General features: G+C 38.3%; 17 protein-coding genes. 8 read left to right on the top strand and 9 right to left on the bottom strand.

The window, feature by feature from the left end; all coding sequences use genetic code 11:
• On the top strand, window positions 1–173 hold a 173-nt coding region (locus EAX61_RS12455), incomplete at its 5' end, for a T9SS type B sorting domain-containing protein (protein WP_147448372.1).
• Window positions 174–177: 4 nt separating this feature from the next.
• Window positions 178–1,182, top strand: coding sequence for a PorP/SprF family type IX secretion system membrane protein (locus tag EAX61_RS12450; RefSeq protein WP_121918030.1), 1,005 nt, complete (start codon window positions 178–180; stop codon window positions 1,180–1,182).
• 62 nt (window positions 1,183–1,244) lie between these two features.
• Here the strand turns inward: EAX61_RS12450 and EAX61_RS12445 are convergent, their stop codons facing one another.
• Window positions 1,245–2,426, bottom strand: coding sequence for a vWA domain-containing protein (locus EAX61_RS12445; protein WP_121918029.1), 1,182 nt, complete (start codon window positions 2,424–2,426; stop codon window positions 1,245–1,247).
• A 208-nt stretch (window positions 2,427–2,634) separates the two neighbouring features.
• Here EAX61_RS12445 and EAX61_RS12440 point away from each other — a divergent pair, with 208 nt between their 5' ends.
• On the top strand, window positions 2,635–4,872 hold the full coding sequence (locus EAX61_RS12440; protein ID WP_121918028.1) for a histidine kinase: 2,238 nt from the start codon (window positions 2,635–2,637) through the stop codon (window positions 4,870–4,872).
• Between the two features lie 4 nt (window positions 4,873–4,876).
• Window positions 4,877–5,611 carry a LytR/AlgR family response regulator transcription factor gene (locus EAX61_RS12435; RefSeq protein ID WP_121918027.1) on the top strand — a complete coding sequence of 245 codons (735 nt, stop codon included), beginning with the start codon at window positions 4,877–4,879 and terminating at the stop codon, window positions 5,609–5,611.
• On the opposite strand, the gene murI is transcribed toward EAX61_RS12435, so the two are convergent.
• From murI to EAX61_RS12395, 8 genes are all read right to left on the bottom strand, one after another.
• On the bottom strand, window positions 5,612–6,406 hold the full coding sequence (gene murI / locus EAX61_RS12430; protein WP_121918026.1) for a glutamate racemase: 795 nt from the start codon (window positions 6,404–6,406) through the stop codon (window positions 5,612–5,614).
• 92 nt (window positions 6,407–6,498) lie between these two features.
• On the bottom strand, window positions 6,499–7,014 hold the full coding sequence (locus EAX61_RS12425) for an OmpH/Skp family outer membrane protein (RefSeq protein WP_121918025.1): 516 nt from the start codon (window positions 7,012–7,014) through the stop codon (window positions 6,499–6,501).
• A 42-nt stretch (window positions 7,015–7,056) separates the two neighbouring features.
• Window positions 7,057–8,040, bottom strand: coding sequence for an OmpH/Skp family outer membrane protein (locus tag EAX61_RS12420; protein ID WP_121918024.1), 984 nt, complete (start codon window positions 8,038–8,040; stop codon window positions 7,057–7,059).
• Between the two features lie 39 nt (window positions 8,041–8,079).
• Window positions 8,080–10,671, bottom strand: coding sequence for an outer membrane protein assembly factor BamA (gene bamA, locus EAX61_RS12415; RefSeq protein WP_236642041.1), 2,592 nt, complete (start codon window positions 10,669–10,671; stop codon window positions 8,080–8,082).
• Between the two features lies 1 nt (window position 10,672).
• On the bottom strand, window positions 10,673–11,413 hold the full coding sequence (gene uppS, locus EAX61_RS12410; protein WP_121918022.1) for an undecaprenyl pyrophosphate synthase: 741 nt from the start codon (window positions 11,411–11,413) through the stop codon (window positions 10,673–10,675).
• A 7-nt stretch (window positions 11,414–11,420) separates the two neighbouring features.
• Entirely contained in the window at window positions 11,421–12,110 is a 690-nt protein-coding gene (gene porG / locus EAX61_RS12405) for a type IX secretion system protein PorG (RefSeq protein ID WP_121918021.1), read from the bottom strand.
• Window positions 12,111–12,260: 150 nt separating this feature from the next.
• The gene (locus EAX61_RS12400) at window positions 12,261–13,145 is read right to left on the bottom strand and encodes an NAD kinase (protein WP_121918020.1); all 885 of its coding nucleotides are present in this window, start codon (window positions 13,143–13,145) and stop codon (window positions 12,261–12,263) included.
• Between the two features lie 5 nt (window positions 13,146–13,150).
• Window positions 13,151–13,807 carry a CBS domain-containing protein gene (locus tag EAX61_RS12395; RefSeq protein WP_121918019.1) on the bottom strand — a complete coding sequence of 219 codons (657 nt, stop codon included), beginning with the start codon at window positions 13,805–13,807 and terminating at the stop codon, window positions 13,151–13,153.
• Window positions 13,808–13,885: 78 nt separating this feature from the next.
• Between EAX61_RS12395 and EAX61_RS12390 the strand changes: the two genes are divergently transcribed.
• The 4 genes from EAX61_RS12390 to EAX61_RS12375 all read left to right on the top strand — a co-directional run bounded on the left by EAX61_RS12390 (window position 13,886) and on the right by EAX61_RS12375 (window position 18,297).
• On the top strand, window positions 13,886–14,599 hold the full coding sequence (locus tag EAX61_RS12390) for a pyridoxine 5'-phosphate synthase (protein WP_121918018.1): 714 nt from the start codon (window positions 13,886–13,888) through the stop codon (window positions 14,597–14,599).
• Window positions 14,600–15,364, top strand: coding sequence for an alpha/beta fold hydrolase (locus EAX61_RS12385; protein ID WP_121918017.1), 765 nt, complete (start codon window positions 14,600–14,602; stop codon window positions 15,362–15,364). It abuts the gene before it with no gap.
• Between the two features lie 131 nt (window positions 15,365–15,495).
• Entirely contained in the window at window positions 15,496–16,755 is a 1,260-nt protein-coding gene (locus tag EAX61_RS12380) for an OmpP1/FadL family transporter (protein WP_121918016.1), read from the top strand.
• A 12-nt stretch (window positions 16,756–16,767) separates the two neighbouring features.
• A complete protein-coding gene (locus EAX61_RS12375; protein WP_121918015.1) occupies window positions 16,768–18,297 on the top strand; it encodes an SGNH/GDSL hydrolase family protein in 1,530 nt (509 codons plus the stop codon).
• The last annotated feature ends 14 nt before the right edge of the window (window positions 18,298–18,311 follow it).

Here is an 18,311-nt window from a genome sequence, read left to right as displayed (position 1 = left end):
ACGGGAAACTGCTAAAGCAGCTAAGCCCGACAAGCCCGGGATGGAACGGTACCTTTAACGGACAGCCAATGCCATCTAACGATTACTGGTTCAGAGTGGAATACAATGAAGCAGATGAGAACGGAGAGCTTGTCAAAAAAGAATTTTCTGGACATTTTGCACTAAAACGTTAACCCAATGAGCTTAAAACAATATTTATCAATCCTACTTATAGCTTGCGTGTCTCCATTTATGCAGGCACAAGAGGGAATACCTACATACTCAGATTATTTATCTGATAATTTATATTTATTGCATCCATCTATGGCTGGCGCTTCGACTGTAAGTAAATTGAGATTGACAGCACGCCAGCAATGGTTTGATGTGGATGATGCACCCAACTTACAAACTGTTAGTTTTAATGGTCGTGCTGGTGAAAAAGTAGGAATAGGAGGGATTTTCTTTAATGATAGTAATGGGTATTTTTCTCAAAGTGGAGTCTATGCAACATTTGCATACCATCTTTTAATGGGTAGGAATTATGTGGATCTTAATCAACTTTCATTTGGAATGAGTGTTGGAGTAATACAAGGTAGGTTGGATGAAACAACATTTGATTTGACAGATTTTGATCCTGTAGTTGCGGGTATTCAACAAAGTGATTCTTACCTTAATGTTGATTTTGGGATGTCCTATAATTTTATGGACTTTTCTGCACACGCAACGGTTAAAAATGCAATTCCAGTTAAAAGGGATATTTTTTCAGAGAATTTTGAGCCAAATAATCAACGTCGTTACATTGTTTCTTTAGCATATGCGATATCACCACTTTATAGCGAATGGAGTTTTGAACCATCTGCCATGTTTCAGGCAACAGATCAAACGGGAGAAGCTACAGTAGATTTAAATGCTAAAGCATACCGCAAGTTTGATTGGGGTAAGTTATGGGGAGGACTTTCTTATAGACGAAGTCTAGATGGAGCCGAGTTTACGCCAAATGGTGAAACTGTTGAGATTCAAAAATTGCAATATATCACTCCATTTCTGGGAGTGAATTATGATAAGTTCCTTTTTGGGTATACGTATTCATATCAGAACAACTCTGTCGTACTTAGTAATGGAGGTTTTCACCAACTTAGCTTAGGATATAATTTCGGAAGTGGAAGAGAACCTTATGATTGTAATTGTCCAGCGGTAAACTAACCTGAATATTAGAAACAAAAAAATCGGCATATGCCGATTTTTTTGTTTCTAATATTGGGGGTTTAATTATCCCAAGAATAATGCTTTGCTCTTGCTTGCTTTTTTATAGCATTGAGAAGAGCGTTTTGAAGTTCATTCTCTCCCTTTTTTTGCTTTTTTGCTACGTAATCACGTCGCATTTTGTTTAATAAAGCGATTTCTTCTTGAATGCGTTCTCGCTCCTGTCTTTTTGTAGCAACATATTTTACTATTTCTGATTTGTTTTTACCTTGTAATTCTTTCGGTAGGGTAGACGTGTCTAACTTATCATAACTAAAGTTTTCATTTTCCTCGGCATCTACAAGATCCCAACTTTCGTTTTTATAAAAATGCGAACTTTTACTAACGACTCTTTTTACGGCATTTGCTTCGCCATAATTGTTTGCATTACTGTCTTGCGTGCTCTGTTCTTGAAGTTTTTGAGTTCCTAAAGATCCATAAGCAACGTAGGTATTATTTAATGCTTTATTGCGCTCAAGTATACGGTCGTCATAAGGAGATGGAATGTGTACGGTTTGCTTGTCACTATTTATTGCAATATAAGATCCTTTAGTAAGATCTGCTCCATTCTTCCAGTTTGTATTTACACCTTCATTATAGTTTCCGCAGAAGATAGTATTAATGGTTACGTCTTTCTCGCAGGCATTTGCAGCAGCGTCTTGATAACGTATGGGGCCTTGCGTAAAAGGTTCGTTTCCTGCAATAAAAATAAGATTTAGGTCATTATCTCTGTTTCCCCAATTGAGTTGCTCCAAAGAAGTTTGAATTACTTGGCCACAGTACTCGTTGCCACCATTTGTTGTGAGTTCAAATAGTTGTTTGGATATTTCATCTAGATCGGAGCTTAATGGAATTACTTGTTTTATATAACCTTCTCTGGCATTTAACCTGTCATTACCATATTCATAGAGTGCAATTTGTAAGCTTGGTTTAGTATCATTTCCGCATTTGGCATAGGAGAGTTCATTTACAAGTTCCCATAGTTGCGACTTGGCCTGCTCGATGAGTCCGTCCATACTATTTGAGGTGTCTAGGAGTAAGGCGACTCGGATAGAGTAAGGAGCAGTTTTAAGGTTTGATGCTGTGATGTTTTCTTGTGTCTCCGCTTTCGCGAAAGCGTACTTATCCTCATTTACCGTATTTCCCTTACAGCTTGTAATAACAACAAGGAATAGGGCTGCTAAAAGATGTTTTCTAACGTTCATAGTTTCTATATTTTGATGAATAATGTCGAAATGTACGTCTAAGAAATATTTGAAAAAATGAACAATGAGTGGAGCGAGGGTTTTAATGAGTTAACGTACTATTTTGTTTAGGAAACGTGAATAAATACAGTTTAAATAACTAATTAATCAACTTCTCGTGGGTATGGCTATTTTTTGATGTAAAATTATTGCGGTATGTTTGGTGGTAATGAAAAAGTTGAAAGAAAATATATATCTAGTTGTAGTATTCTTTTGTGTGAGTTTTAGTCTCAACGCTCAGGGTATTCCTGATCGTTATGCTCGGAGTGAAGGTCCATTGCTCACTATTACTGGAACTGTAACCGACCTAGAGTCACAGAAACCAGTAAGTAGGGTTAATGTAGAGGTCACCGGCGGCGCTTATACAACTACCTTAAACGATGGGGAGTTCCGTATAAGAGCTCGAAGAGGAGATGAGCTGGTGATACGCCACGAGAGCTTTGAGACCATTTATTATACCATAAAAGATACGCAGCGTATCCAAGTACAGGTTAAACCAAATCCTAGCGAGGTATCTTATGACGAGGAGGAGAAAGAGTCACTCGTACAGCAGACTCCGTTGCCTAAAAAACTATCAAACAGTTTTGACGAATCTATGGTTAAGGCGCTTTTAGTCTATAAGGAAAGTGCTACAGCCGGGGTAGAAAATATTGCTACTGCCCTAGAATCAGTAAGAGATGACGCATTAGGAATTGAACAGAGGGCAAAGGCTTTTAAAGTCTTAGGAGATATTTATACTTACTGGAAACAATATGATCTCGCTGTAACAAACTATAGACTGAGTCTCAAAAATGTTCCGAGTATTGATGTCGAGATAGCTCTTGCAATTGCCTTTAATAATAGTAAGAACTATCAAGAAAGTATTGCATTGTTCCAAAAGCTTAAAGCAAAAAAAGTCACATCCCTACAAGAGCGTACGATAGCTGAAGGGATGGGTAATGCGCTCGTTGCAACTGGCGATTATATGCAGGCGATTAAGAATTATAAGATTGCCGAAAAGATCGCTTCTCAAAACACTAACATTGAGGCTGCTACTCGATTAAATACTAAGATTGCAGAGGCTTACGAGCTTAGCGGAACAAAGGATAAAGCAATCACATATTATGACGATGCGCTTGAACTTTCTGAATTCCAGAATACAGAGGGCGCTACTCGTGCAAAAGTTCAAGCTGCAGACTTTTTTAGTCGTAATAAGCTTTATGATGAGGAAATTGAATTGCGTAAGAAAGCTTTAAATAGTCTTACGACAATAAATTCCGATACCATAAATAATAGTGATGCTATTACCCCACAAAAACAGAACTACAAAATAGCAAATGCTTATGCTGCGCAGAGTAAATTAGAGGAGGCAATACCCTTTTTTGAAAAAAGTATTTCCGAAGCTGCCGAGAAGGAAGATGTCATAGTCGAAAAAGATGCAACGAGAAGACTTTCTGAACTCTATAGAGATATGGGTGCCTTTGATAAAGCGGCAACAAGTTATGAACGTTATGTTGCTCTCGTTGATGAAGATTATGCTCGAAAGGAACAAGAAATATCACAAGCAAGTCGTTTTGGTAAAGACATTGCCGAAAAGCAAAATAGAATCTTGAGTCTAGAAAAGGATAGAGAACTAAATGAGAGTAGGTATCAACTATTTTTGCAAGAGGAGGAGCTCATAAACGTGCGTAATACACGGCAGCAATTAATTATTGGCGCACTTGCGCTTGTTGCTTTATTGCTTATGATAACAGCTTATACAATGCATCAGAGCAATAAACAGCAGAAGTTTGCAAATAATGTACTCGCTCTTCGCGGCCTAAGGTCACAAATGAACCCACACTTTATATTTAACGCTCTAAACTCTGTAAATAGTTTTATAGCGACTAATGATGAACGCACAGCAAATAGATATCTGGCAGATTTTTCCAGTCTTATGCGTTCAGTACTTGAAAATAGTGAACAAGACTTTATCCCATTGTCTAATGAAGTAGAACTCCTACAGAAATATACGATGCTGGAACATTTTCGGTTCAAGGATAAGTTTGATTACACTTTTACGGTAGATGAAAACTTAAATTTAGATGATTTTGAAATCCCTCCTATGTTATTACAACCATATGTGGAAAATGCTGTCTGGCACGGGTTGAGATATAAAGAAGAGAAAGGGTACTTGCACATTCACTTCTCTCAAAAAAATGAAGAAACAGCTCTTGTTTCTATTACAGATGATGGTGTAGGTAGGGAGAAGAGTAAGGCGCTAAAAACGGAAAACCAGAAAAAGCAAAAGTCTAAAGGAATGGGGAATATCAAAAAACGTATCGATATTTTAAATGAGATGTACGATGATCGGATAAACGTTGCTGTTTCAGATGTTTTTGATACTGGTGAAGGGACTAAGGTGATATTAACTTTGAAAAAAAATTAGGACAATGCAATTAAGAACAATAATAGTAGAAGATGAAGAAACAAGCAGAGCGATATTGCGCAATTATATTGCAAAATACTGTCCAAGAGTAGATCTTGTCGGAGAGGCCGAAAATATTGAAGAGGCCTTGACACTTATAAGAAATAACACATTAGATTTGGTTTTTCTTGATGTAGAAATGCCTCGCGGAAATGCATTTGATTTACTCGAACAAGTAGGCGATCGTACCTTCGAAACCGTTTTTGTAACGGCATATAATCAATACGCAGTAGACGCTCTCAACGTTCACGCTTCTTATTATTTACTAAAACCAGTATCTATAGATGAGCTCATCAAGGCTGTTGACTATGTTGCAAAAATTAATGAAAAGGAAGTGGCTCTAGAAAATAGAGTGTTGTCAACTCCCGATATAGGTAGTAAAGGTAAGATCACTATTCCCGTTCAGGATGGATTTGAAGTTCTTGTAGCGCAAGAGATATTATATTGTCAGGCAGATGATAATTATACCCTGATTTTTATGGAATCTGGGGAAAAGAAGCTTGTCAGTAAAACGCTAAAATATTTTGAAGAAGCCCTAGTTAGTTTTGGGTTTGCTCGCATACATAAGTCTTATCTGGTAAATGTAAACGAAGTTGTAGGATATCGTAAGGGTAAAGGAGGATCTGTAGTATTGAGTTCTGGAAAGGAAGTTATGGTCTCTGCCTCCCAAAAGGCTAATCTCCTAGCACATTTTAAATAATTAAAAGTCTCTAACGTTAAACTCCATTGGAGCATTAAAATCTTGTAATAATTCTTTGAGAGTGATTATATCTCTATTAGAATAAAGCAGGTGCCTCACATTATGAGATGCTTCCTGATCAATAAGATTATGTTTTATTAAAATCGATTTGGTTTGTCTTGCGACTGCCTGGCCTGAATCTATTATTTTAATGTTAGGAGGAAGTATTTCCTTAAGAATAGGAATGAGATAAGGGTAGTGGCTACATCCTAGTACTAGATGGTCAATATTTGCAGCAATCATAGGTTTGGTGTAGTCCCAAAGTAAGTTGCGCAGGGTGGTACTGCTCAAATCACCAGATTCTATAATTGGGACAAGCCCTTCTCCCACGACTTCAACAACCTTGAGATGCTCAGTAAATTTCCCCGATGTACTTGCAAAAAGCTTACTACTTAATGTTCCGCGAGTGGCTAGAATTCCTATAGCTCCAGATTCTGAAGCTAGGGCTGCTGGTTTTATAGCAGGTTCTATTCCTATAAAAGGAACATTGTATGTTGCCCTTAAGTGTTCTATTGCATTTGTAGTAGCTGTGTTACAAGCCACAACAATAATTTTTGCTCCTAAAGAAAGCAGCTCCTCTGTGTTTTTAATAGAAAGTTTAATTATGTCCTGTGGTGATTTGTCGCCGTAGGGAGCATTTTTGCTATCGGCTAGATAGCGTGTAGATTCATTCGGTAGGAGCTGGACTATTTCCCTCCATATAGATGTGCCACCTACACCGCTATCAAATATTCCTATGTGTTGTTGTGTTCTCACCTGAGTTACAGAAAATAAAAAACTGCTTACACGAATGTAAACAGTTTTTTATTGTTAAGACGCTTTCGCGAAAGCGTAACTATAATTTATTTTTAGATTCCTAAGTCAGATTTTACATCTGCCATAAGATCATACCCGTCTGCCATAATTACTCCAGCAGCACCAGGAGTTGAATCGATAACATATTTAAAACCCTTGGCGCGAGCTACTCTTTGAATTGCTACACGAGCTTTTTCTAAAATAGGCTTAAGTAGGTCTTGTTCTTTCTTTTGAAGATCTTTTAATGCATTCTGGCGGTACTCAAGAATTTTTCTTTCTGTTTCTTGAAGTTCTTTTTGACGATTTAAATTTGTCTCATCTGTTTGCTTGTCTGCTTCTGCACCGTAGCGCTGTACAGTTTTTTGCAGTTCTGTACCCATTTCATTTATTTGGGCATCATAGGATCTCTGCAACTTCTCTAACTCGGATAGAGCTGCCTTATATGTGGGCATAGCCTCTACAAGTGTTTGAGTCTCAATATGAGCAATTTTTGAATCTTGTGCTTGAACAAAACCTGTTGTTCCAAGAACCAAAGCTAAGGCTATTACTACTAATCTAATTTGTTTCATGGTAATCTAATTTAATTGTTTAAGTGTATAAATATAGGGTCGTTATCTTCCTCCATCATCACCATCTGGTGTTCCTGGCGGTCTGTTTCTATTTTTTCTAGACTCTATAATAGAGTCTCTTTTTCTCTTTCTAACTGCAAGTGTAGAGTCTTTTTTGCGCTGGCGTTCCTCAATTAAACGTTGTCTGGCTTGCTCTTTTAACTCTTCGGAAGTAGCTCCTGCAATTTGATCTTTTTCTGCATTTCTTATGGCGTCTAAACTATCTTTGCGTTGTTGTCTTTCTTCTAAAAGACGAGCCCTTCTTTCTTCAAATTCCTTTTTTCGAGCTTCACGTTGTGCTTCTCTTGCTTTTGCTCTTTCTTCTAGTGCAGCTTCACGCTCTGCTTTTTTTGCCTCGACGGCTTGCTGGCGTTCTGAAATCTCTTTATCCTCCTCTACCGTTCGAGCCTCATCTCTCTCTAATTCATCTTTATCCTTGCGGCTGTTTACCTGACTGCGTTTTGCGGCTCTAGTGATACTTCTTAAAACTTGATCACTTATATCGTGACGCTCTGCAGTGTAGAGCATTACTACATCTGATGATTTGTCAAAAACAAAATCGTATTTTTTATTAGTGGCAATTTCCTGTACTGCATTAAAGACTTGGTCTTGCACTGGTTCAACGAGTTGTCTTTTTTGAATCATAAGGTCACCACCTGGTCCAAAACGATCTTGTTGGTACTTTAATATTTGTTCTTCTTCAAACTGTATTTCCTCTTCTCGCTCTTCTATAAGTTCTTTTGTGAGAAGAACGCGCTCATTATTAAGCTGCTTTTTCATCTGTTCGACTTCCCCGAGCTTAACTTCGATTTCACTTTTCCATTTATTAACCTTAGTGTCTAGTTGTAATGACGCTTCTTGATATTCTGGGACATTTTCAAGGATGTAGTCCATATCTATATATCCTATGCGAAGACTACGTTGTGCTGAGACAGTATAGCTCATCAGGAAAATTGCGACAATAGGTAATAAAAATTTCGTTCTCATAATTCTTCAGAGTGTGGTTAGAAATAATCGTGCCAAAAATTAGAATTGCTGTCCGATAATGAAGTGCGTTTCCCACCCATTTGGAGATGTAAGTCCAGGGATGGGATCAAAACCGTAACCAAAATCAAGCCCCAACAATCCGAAAGCAGGCATAAATATACGAATTCCCGCTCCAGCCGATCTATTTAATTGAAACGGGTTATAATCCCGAAAATTGTCATAAGTGGATCCACCCTCTACAAAGGTAAGTGCATAAATCGTTGCTTGTGGATTAAAGCTTATTGGGTAACGTAATTCTAGACTGAATTTATTGTAAATTGTTGCTCCATCATTAGAGGTAAGAGCAGAGTTATTAACACGATCGAGCGGAGTTACAGATTGGTTAGGGTATCCTCTTAGTCGTATAACTTCACGGCCATCTAGAGAGAATCCACCTAGTCCGTCACCACCTAAAAAGAAACGTTCGAACGGCGGCACTCCTCTATTCTGATTGTAGGCTCCTAGCCATCCAAATTCTAAATTAGATTGTAGAACGAGTTTGTCATAAAGGCGTGTGTACCAAGTTCCGTTAAATTTTATTTTATAGAATTCTAACCAATCAAAACGTTTCTGATCAATAATCCCAATTTCTGTCTGATCTCCATTTAAAACGGCTTGCTGACGTTCTCCATCTAACTGTTCATAATCTACGCCATTCCATAAAGAATACGGAGGTGTAACTTTTGCTGTTATACTAAATTTTGAACCTCCTAATGGGAATATAGGGTTCGTAAATGTATTATCTCGGCTTAGTCCTATTGTGTAAGCAAGATTCTCTGAAGATCCATTACCGAAAGTAAATAATCCAGTATTATAATTTCTGAGATCAAAATGTTGGAAGCTTATAGCGTGTGAGAGTGTAAAATTTCTATCTGGCCAAGTCAATCGTTTTGCTAGGCCTAGAGATCCTCCTGTTATCAGGAACCTTCTGTCGCGGTCTACATCAAAACCTCTCTGACCGGGTGTTCTATTAAATAAAAACTGTACGGTATGTGAGAATGAAGCAGATAGCTGTACAGGTTTCCTGCCTCCGAACCAAGGTTCTGTTAGCGAGACGCTATATGTCTGAAATAATTGACTCGCTTGAGCTCTTAATGAGAACTTCTGACCGTCTCCCATAGGAAGAGGTTGATACGCGTCTTTATTAAATATATTCTGAATGGAGAAATTATTAAATGAAAGGCCAAGAGTTCCTACAAAACCACCACCTCCAAAGCCTCCTTGAAGTTCTATCTGACTTGCTCCTTGCTCGACAACGTTGTACTCTAAATCTAATGTCCCATTATTTTGATCTACATTTTTAAATTCTGGAGTGAGTTGTTCAGGATCAAAAAATCCTAGGCGACCTAGTTCCCTAATTGTAGTAACAACGGCTTGCTTGCTATATTGCTGTCCTGGACGTGTACGTAGTTCACGGTAAATGACGTGGTCTTTAGTTTTGTCATTACCTTTAATAGTAATTTTATTAAAATAGGCTAGCTTCCCTTCTTGTATCCTTATTTCAAAATCTATGGTGTCATTAGCTACATTAACTTCTACAGGATTTATATTGGAGAATAGATATCCACTATTTTGATAAAGATTAGCAAGATCATCTGCATCAGGGTCACCAGGCTGCTCAATGCGTTCTTTTAGAACAATACCATTATAAACGTCGCCACGGGTCAATCCAATTTTTGCTGCAAGTTGGGCGTCACTATACACGGTATTGCCAATAAATTTTATATCACCTATATAATATTTGTTGCCTTCCTCGACATTAAGTTTTAAAGATATCCTATCATCCTCAGTTTTAATAATTGTATCAGAAATTATACGTGCATCTCTAAACCCTTTTTCCTTGTACTTATCAATAATGGCAACCTTGTCTAGCTCGTAATCTGCCTTAATATATTTAGATCTTTTCCATATGCGTAACGGATTTCTCTCTTTCGTTTTTTTCATTGCTTTACGCAACTTCTTGTCAGATAATTTTTCGTTTCCTTCAAATATGATTTCGTCTATCTTAACGCGCTCACCTTTATCCACGCTTATAACCATATTTACTTTGTTGCCAGCAATAGAGTCTGGTGTATCTATTGTATTTACAATTACTTTAGAGTTGAAGTAACCCTTCTTGCGATAATAATTCTCAATATAGTTATCTGTCGTTGTGATTAAATTTTCTGTAACCTTAGCTCCTTTATTTAAGCCATTATCCTTTATGAATGGGGCTGCTTTTTTCTCTTTAATTCCGCGGACTTTAACTTCATTCAATTCAGGCACTTCTTGAATGTCTAGGCGCAGATCTACTTTTATACCATCAAGACCAGTTACGTATAGATTTATGTCTGAGAAAAGTTCAAGGTCCCATAGTTTTTTTATGACATTACTTAACTTTTCTCCAGGCAAATACAATTTTTCGCCTACACGAAGTCCTGTAAAAGCAATTACAGTACCCTCATTATAAGTTGCTGTTCCTGTAACTTTAATCGAGGCGATCTCGTATTGAGTATTTCGGTCAAGGGGAAGTTCTCGCTGCGCTTGTGCTATTGTTGCGGCAAGAAAAAGCACTAAAAAGGCAAGTTTTTTCAACATTGCAGTATTGTTCATTCTAATTAATTTGTTCACTTGTCTTTCCAAATCGGCGTTCTCTTTTCTGATAATTAAAAATTGCGTCATGCAAGTGAGCTTTAGTAAAATCTGGCCATAGCACATCCGTAAAATAAAACTCGGCATATGCTATTTGCCAAAGCAAAAAATTACTCACACGTTGCTCTCCACTTGTTCTTATAAGAAGATCTACGTCTGGCAAATCGTGCGTGTAAAGATGCTTATTTATATAAGACTCATCAATTTCGGCTGGCGAAATTATGTTATTTTTAACTTTAAGACTAATTTCTCGAGCTGCTTGTGTTATTTCTTCTCTTGCTCCATAACTTAAGGCTAGGGTAAGCTTGAGTCTCTTGTTGTTTTTTGTTTTCTCAATGACCTCTTTTAGCTCTTGTTGTGCTTTTTTAGGTAATGTATTTATATTTCCTATGGTCTCTAGAGAAATGTCATTTTTCTGAAGGGTACTTATTTCCTTTTTGAGAGAAGAAACGAGTAGGCGCATTAAAGTGTCTACTTCAATTTTAGGTCGGTTCCAGTTTTCTGTAGAAAAAGCATAAAGCGTAAGATAACTTATACCTAACTCGGCACAAGCTTCTACGGCTTCCTTAACGCCTTTAGTCCCACGTTCGTGGCCTGCTGCACGCAAAAGTCCCTGTTTTTTTGCCCAACGACCGTTACCATCCATAATGATGGCTATGTGTTTAGGGAGATTCCCAGCTTTGATGTCTTTTATTACGGTCATTCTTTTGTTAGAATGCGCAGAAACAAGGTCTGCGTCCAAAAGTAAATGTCAGGGTGACCCCTGTAAACATATACCAGTCATTATTATTACTATTTCCAAATGTTGTTGCTAAGCCATCTCCTTCTTTTGGGGCACTCCCGTCCAGATTGTCAGATAGTGTATAGCGAGCACCAGCTTCAAATGCCAGCACAACCCTTCCGCCAAATGCTGCTTTGTAACCTATTACCATTGGGATTGCTACGTCCCAAGAGCTTCCAGTCTTAACAAGCTCGTCTCTTCTAGTATCTAAGGCAAAGTCATCGTGGTTAAAATAAGTAAGACCTGTATATAAGTAAGGCGATGCAGGATTTCTAGCCTTAAACATATCAAACTCCCAAAATGTGTACTCCAGTCCTAAAGAGACTTCTTTTACGCTGTTTTTAAAACTATAACCTCGTTCTAGCCGTCTAGGGTCATCACTTTTAACATCGTCTACATCTAATTGTGCAAATAATGCGGTGAGTCTAAACGAATGTCTTGAGCTTCGGTTCCATTTAAGGATTCCCCCTATAACGGGGCTATTAGGAGCGATAAATGTAGTTTTTCCTACATCTCCTATAAAATTTGCACCACCAGCATAAAGTCCTGCTTCATACTGCTGTGCGGTTATTGTATTGCTCCAAAAAATGGCGATTGCAATAATCGTCAAATACCTCATATAGCTTCAAAAGTTTGCAAATATAATAATAATGTACTCTTAACTGTAATTAGACACGTAAATGTGTGGATTATACGCTTTCGCGAAAGCGCATAAAAAAATACCATCTCGAGGTACATTTGGTTAACAGTCTTTCTACTTAAATATTGCCTAATTGCGCTTATCTTCTCCCCAAAGTAGTTTCTTGCGTAGGGTTTTAAGAAAGCTCTCGTCTTCTAGTGTAATTAGTTTGACGGTAAAAGGTGATTTTTGGATTGTAATTGTAGTGTCGTTGTCTAAAGTTGTAATACGGGAATCGAGCGAAATCAGGTGTTGCTCTTCTCTACCCGAAACGGTAAGTGTTATAATGCTATTGTCAGGAATCACTAGAGGGCGAGCATTTAGGTTGTGAGGTGCAATAGGGGTGAGAACAAAGCTAGAGGTGAGCGGTGCGATTACCGGTCCCCCGCAGCTTAGGGAATAACCTGTAGATCCTGTAGGTGTAGCCACAATGAGACCATCTGCCCAATAGTGGGTAAGTGGTTCCCCATTTATATGGGTCTCTACCGAAATCATCGAGGTTGTGTTTTTTCTATTTACCGCAATCTCGTTAAGCGCAAAGTCCATGTCGCCAAAAATCTCAGCATTACCCTCTACTTTTACAGACAGTAGTGATCGCTCAGAAAGCGAGTAATTACTCTTGAGGATTTGAAGAACAGATTTTTCTATTGCTTCTTTCTTAATGGTTGCAAGAAATCCTAGTCTTCCTGTGTTAATACCTACTATGGGGATGTCTAGGTCTCTTATGTAGGTGACAGTTCTGAGCATAGTCCCATCACCACCTATACTAAAGAAAAGATTGTAGCTTTTGTCTAATTCCTCAAAGGTGGAGAAATGAGAATATTTTTTATTAATATTCTCATTCTTATGAATGAGTTCAAGAAAATTACGTTCTATAATTACCTCAATATTTTGTTTGTCCAGAATATCCAGCAATTCCTGGACATATCGTGCAGAGTCACGATGATAAAACTGGCCGAAGATGCCTACTTTCATAGTGCCTATATATTAAGATATTTTTCAAGATATTGTGAACGCTCTCTAAGATCTCTTACAAAGGTATCTTCTTGATGACTAGAGACTATATTGTAACTATATCTTCTAAAAGCTGCAAGAAGATCATTAAAATTAGCTTTTCCTACTTTAATTGAGATTTCTGCTACGTCATTTTCTATTTTCGAAATAAAAGCTCCTAAAATCGTTCCGTCATTAGATTCAATAATTTGACTTATCTCACTAAAGCTATAATCTAATATTCCTTTCTCAATAATAAGGACACTTCCGTATTCTGCTATGAATGGAGTGCTGTTAAAAAAATTCATCACATCTGCCAGTTCGTAGTATCCTAAATAACTATTATGCTCATCGAGCACAGGCATTATGTTTGTACTGTTCTGAGCAAATGCCTCTAAAACGTCTAGCCAGTTAGTGTCAAATCTCACAAAAAACTGACTATAAGAATGTCGATATTCAGAAATGGTTGTTTTTCCTTCGTAGCAATGCGCGTCATTTTCTGCAAGGGAGCCCTGATACGTGCCGTCCTTAGAGACAGGCACGTGTGAATACGTAGTTTGACTAAAGATAGACTGTACAGCAGAGACAGGTTCTGTTTCTGAAACTGGTTTTATGTCGTTTATGATATAATCTGTAATGAGCATATTGCAAAATAATGAAAAAATAGCCGCCCCACACGGGCGTCTTTGTATTTTTGTAGCACAATTCATACCAAGGACACAATGACAGTACTAAGTGTAAACGTAAATAAAATTGCAACGCTCCGTAATTCCCGTGGAGCAGATTTTCCTAACGTAGTAAAGGTAGCGAGAGATCTCGAAAAAATGGGGGCTCAGGGAATAACCATACATCCCCGGCCAGATGAGCGTCATATAAGATATCAGGACGCAAGAGACCTAAAGGAAATAGTTGCTAAAGAGCTTAATATAGAGGGGAATCCTATTCAAAAATTTATTGATTTAGTCTTGGAGTGCAAGCCCGCTCAGGTAACTCTTGTTCCTGATGCTGTAGATGCAATAACATCTAATGCCGGTTGGGACACAATCAAGAACAAGAATTTTCTAACAGAAGTTATTTCAGAGTTTAAGTCTTATGGGATTAGAACCTCCATATTTGTAGATCCTGTTATGGAAATGGTAGAAGGAGCAAAAGCAGTTGGAACTGATAGGGTAGAGCTCTATACAGAAGACTATGCTAAAGGTTATGCTCAAGGGAATAAAGATGTGATTAAGCCCTACATTGACGTAGCACTTCTAGCAAATGACTTGCAGTTAGGTATAAATGCTGGGCACGACTTGTCTTTAGAGAATATTGAATTTTTTAAAGATAGTATTCCAGAATTGTTAGAAGTTTCAATAGGACATGCTCTTATTGCAGAATCATTGTATTTTGGTTTTGATAGCGTCATACAACAATATCTCAAAAAACTAGCATAGATGTTACATTCTAAAATCATAGGAGAAGGGATTCCTTTTGTCATTCTGCACGGGTTTTTAGGTATGGGTGACAACTGGAAAACGCTCGGAGGGCAGTTTGCAGATAAAGGTTATGAAGTCCATCTTGTAGACCAGCGCAATCACGGCAGGAGCTTTCATAGTGAGCATTTTAACTACGAGCTTCTTGTTGAGGATTTGAAAGCCTATTGTGATAAAAAGGATTTGAAGGAGATTGTACTTTTAGGGCATAGTATGGGCGGAAAGACAGCAATGCTCTTTGCAACGACTTATCCGAATGTCGTAAAAAAACTAATCATTGCAGATATTAGTCCGCGAGCATATCCTCAACATCATCAGGTTATTCTTAAGGGGCTTATGGCTTTATCGGAAGATAAAGAGGCGCTTTCTGGAAGAAGTGAGGCAGATAATTTCCTGTCGCAATATATTCCTGAGATCGGAATACGGCAATTTTTGCTCAAAAACTTATATTGGAAAGAAAAAGGTGAGCTTGGGCTTAGGATGAATCTTTCAGCTTTAATTACTCATATAGAAGAAATAGGGAAGCCTCTTCCAGTAGAGAAGAAGTACAGCGCAGAGACCCTATTCTTGAGAGGTGAGCATTCAGATTATATAGGGGAAGAAGATGAAAATTTGATTCATTCCGCTTTCGCGAAAGCAGAATTAAAAACGATTCCTAAAGCAGGTCATTGGCTTCACGCAGAAAATCCCAAAGTTTTCCTGAAAGAAGTCCTAAATTTTTTATAACATTGTCGTGAATTATTTATTATGTACGCATAGTAAATTATAGTAAAAATTATCGAGTGGCTGAATTTATCGTAATTTTAGTCGCTTATCATTAAAGAATCAATAAAAATTCCTCTAACTAAATTTAAATTATGAAAAAAGTATTTAGTGTTTTGGTACTCTTACTAGTGTGTGCTGTGACATACGCAGGAGGTTACCGTGTGAGCCTTCAGGGGCAGCGCTCTCTTGCTATGGGACATACTGGTGTTGCTGTGGTAAATAATGCAGAGCTTGCGTTTTTTAATCCAGCTGGACTTGTTTACTTAGAAAATAAGTTGAACATTGCTGGTGGTGTAAGTGCTGTGTTCTCAGATGTGAAATTTCAGAATGCAGAATTTGGACAGTCTGCCCAAACTAATAGTCCAACAGGAACTCCTTTTTACTTCTACGGGAGTTATGCAGTTTCTGATCACGTGACATTAGGTCTTGCTGCTTACACACCTTATGGTAGTGCAGTTTCTTACGAAGACGACTGGGCTGGATCACACCTTGTAAATAACATAGACCTTGCAGCAATTTACATTCAGCCGTTGGTGTCTGTAAAACTTGCAGATGTGTTTAGTGTTGGAGGTGGACCTATCTATGTAAGTGGGTCTGTAAACTTTAATCGTAATTTGAACAGAACACTCACAGATGAAGAGGGAAATCGCTCCAATGTTACTATAGACGCCAGCGGTATTTCTGCTTGGGGTTGGTCTGCTGGCTTTATGCTTAATCCAGTTGAAAATTTACGTTTTGGGATGAATTATCGTTCTAGAATTGACGTAGAAGTTGAGCAAGATGAAGGAGTTGCTACGTTTGAGAACGTTCCAAACTCTCCACTAGCTCCCGTTCAAAATGGATCTGTAGGGTTTGCTGCTTCATTGCCTCTGCCGGCAGAGTGGTCTATCGGTACTTCTTACACTTGGGGTAAGTGGATGTTTGCATTTGATTATAATCTTGCCGTATGGAGTGCTTATGAGTCTTTAGACATCGATTTTGCTCCAGAAGATGTGCCAGATTCTGTTAACCCTCGTAACTATGATGACGCTTCAACATATCGTTTTGGGGTTCAGTATGAGGCTGTAAAAGCTATTACGCTTCGAGCGGGATATTACTTTGATGAGTCTCCTGTAACAGAAGGGTTCTTTGCTCCAGAAACACCACGTAATGATTCTCACGGTTTCACAGGAGGACTTTCCTTTAATATAGGAGAGAAGTTGTCCATAGATGCTTCATTCCTTTATTTAAGATTCGAAGAGGTAGATGCAGAATATACTGGTTATACTGAGAACGGACAGACAGTCCCTTTCGGAGGTACTTACAAGTCTAGTGCTTTCATTCCTGGATTAGGAGTTTCTTATAAATTATAATACGTTATCAAGATGAAAAAATATATAAAATATCTTCCAGTACTTGCAATTGCATTTGCAGCCTGTGAACCAGAATTTGACAACCCAATAGAAGAGGATAACTTTTTCACTAGTGGCGAAGCAGATTTTTCTAATTATGTCGCTTTAGGTAACTCACTTACTGCTGGATTTGCAGACGGTGCTCTTTACAGAACAGCTCAAAATGATTCTTACCCAAATATTATGGCGCAACAATTTGCGCTTGCGGGAGGTGGAGAATTTACTCAGCCGCTTACAAACGATAATTTAGGAGGTCTTACTCTAGGAGGAAACCAAATAACAGCAAATAGATTTGTACTTGCTACAGATGCAAATGGTAATCCTGGGCCTGCCGTTCTTGCTGGTACGCCTACTACAGATATAAGCAACGTGCTTTCAGGACCATTTAATAATATGGGAGTGCCTGGTGCAAAATCTTTCCATTTAGTAACACCGGGTTATGGTAATGTGGCAAACTTTCCAGCTGCCGCAAATCCATACTTTATTCGCATCGCCTCTGAGCCTAATGCAACTGTTCTTGCAGATGCAGTTGCTCAAAATCCTTCTTTCTTCTCCTTGTGGATAGGAAATAATGATGTATTAAGTTACGCTACTTCTGGAGGAGCAGGGACAGATCAAACAGGAAATCTTGATCCATCTACTTACGGTGGTAATGATATTACAGATCCTAACGTCTTTGCATCTGTGTATTCTCAACAAGTTGCTGCCTTAGTAGGGACTGGTGCAAAAGGGGCTTTGGTAAACATTGCAGATGTAACTTCGATCCCATTTTTTACAACCGTACCAGCACAATCCATACCTCTTGATGCTCCTACGGCTGCATTTTTGAATAGTAATTTTGCCTTGTATAATCAGCAAGTTTTACCAGGATTAGTTCAGTTTGGAATCATTACGGCCGAAGAAGCTGCTGCACGTCAAATTAACTTTGCAGAAGGAGTAAACTTCCCTACAATGAGCGATGACGATCTTACAGATATTTCTCAAATTTTGCAAGGGCCTCCTTTCGGTTTAGATGCTGCTACAGCTGCTACATTAGGCACTTTGCGTCAGGCTAATGATAGTGACTTATTTCCGCTTACGGCTGCTGGGGTTTTAGGAACGCTTGTAAACGATAATCCACAATTAATAAATGGTGTTTCTGTGCCACTTGCAGATCAGTTTGTGCTTACAGCTGTTGAGCAAGGACGTGTTGCAACAGCGCAAGCTTCATACAATGCAACCATTCAGGGTCTTGCTGCGGCAAATGATCTTGCTTATGTAGATGCAAGAGCACAATTGCAGCAGGTTGCTGGTAGTGGTGTTGTTTTTGACGGAGGAACGCTTACTTCTACGTTTGTAACAGGTGGTGCTTTTTCTCTTGACGGAGTTCACCCATCACCTAGAGGATATGCTCTTACAGCAAACTCAATCATTGACGCTATAAATGCTAAGTATGGCGCTACGGTTCCTAAAGTAAATATAGGAGACTACAGTACCGTAAATATTACAAATAATGTAAACTAAGCATTAGACTTAAA

The organism is Dokdonia sinensis (assembly GCF_003688895.1).
GTDB classification, from domain to species: Bacteria; Bacteroidota; Bacteroidia; order Flavobacteriales; family Flavobacteriaceae; genus Dokdonia; species Dokdonia sinensis.
Note: the sequence above shows the minus strand (reverse complement) of the source record. Positions and strands in the feature narration are given on the sequence as shown.

Coding starts and splice junctions, on each gene's coding strand:
- EAX61_RS12450 (WP_121918030.1), top strand. CDS start 178: ATGAGCTTAAAACAATATTTATCAATCCTACTTATAGCTTGCGTGTCT.
- EAX61_RS12445 (WP_121918029.1), bottom strand. CDS start 2,426: ATGAACGTTAGAAAACATCTTTTAGCAGCCCTATTCCTTGTTGTTATT.
- EAX61_RS12440 (WP_121918028.1), top strand. CDS start 2,635: ATGAAAAAGTTGAAAGAAAATATATATCTAGTTGTAGTATTCTTTTGT.
- EAX61_RS12435 (WP_121918027.1), top strand. CDS start 4,877: ATGCAATTAAGAACAATAATAGTAGAAGATGAAGAAACAAGCAGAGCG.
- EAX61_RS12425 (WP_121918025.1), bottom strand. CDS start 7,014: ATGAAACAAATTAGATTAGTAGTAATAGCCTTAGCTTTGGTTCTTGGA.
- EAX61_RS12420 (WP_121918024.1), bottom strand. CDS start 8,040: ATGAGAACGAAATTTTTATTACCTATTGTCGCAATTTTCCTGATGAGC.
- bamA (WP_236642041.1), bottom strand. CDS start 10,671: ATGAACAATACTGCAATGTTGAAAAAACTTGCCTTTTTAGTGCTTTTT.
- uppS (WP_121918022.1), bottom strand. CDS start 11,413: ATGACCGTAATAAAAGACATCAAAGCTGGGAATCTCCCTAAACACATA.
- porG (WP_121918021.1), bottom strand. CDS start 12,110: ATGAGGTATTTGACGATTATTGCAATCGCCATTTTTTGGAGCAATACA.
- EAX61_RS12400 (WP_121918020.1), bottom strand. CDS start 13,145: ATGAAAGTAGGCATCTTCGGCCAGTTTTATCATCGTGACTCTGCACGA.
- EAX61_RS12395 (WP_121918019.1), bottom strand. CDS start 13,807: ATGCTCATTACAGATTATATCATAAACGACATAAAACCAGTTTCAGAA.
- EAX61_RS12390 (WP_121918018.1), top strand. CDS start 13,886: ATGACAGTACTAAGTGTAAACGTAAATAAAATTGCAACGCTCCGTAAT.
- EAX61_RS12385 (WP_121918017.1), top strand. CDS start 14,600: ATGTTACATTCTAAAATCATAGGAGAAGGGATTCCTTTTGTCATTCTG.
- EAX61_RS12380 (WP_121918016.1), top strand. CDS start 15,496: ATGAAAAAAGTATTTAGTGTTTTGGTACTCTTACTAGTGTGTGCTGTG.
- EAX61_RS12375 (WP_121918015.1), top strand. CDS start 16,768: ATGAAAAAATATATAAAATATCTTCCAGTACTTGCAATTGCATTTGCA.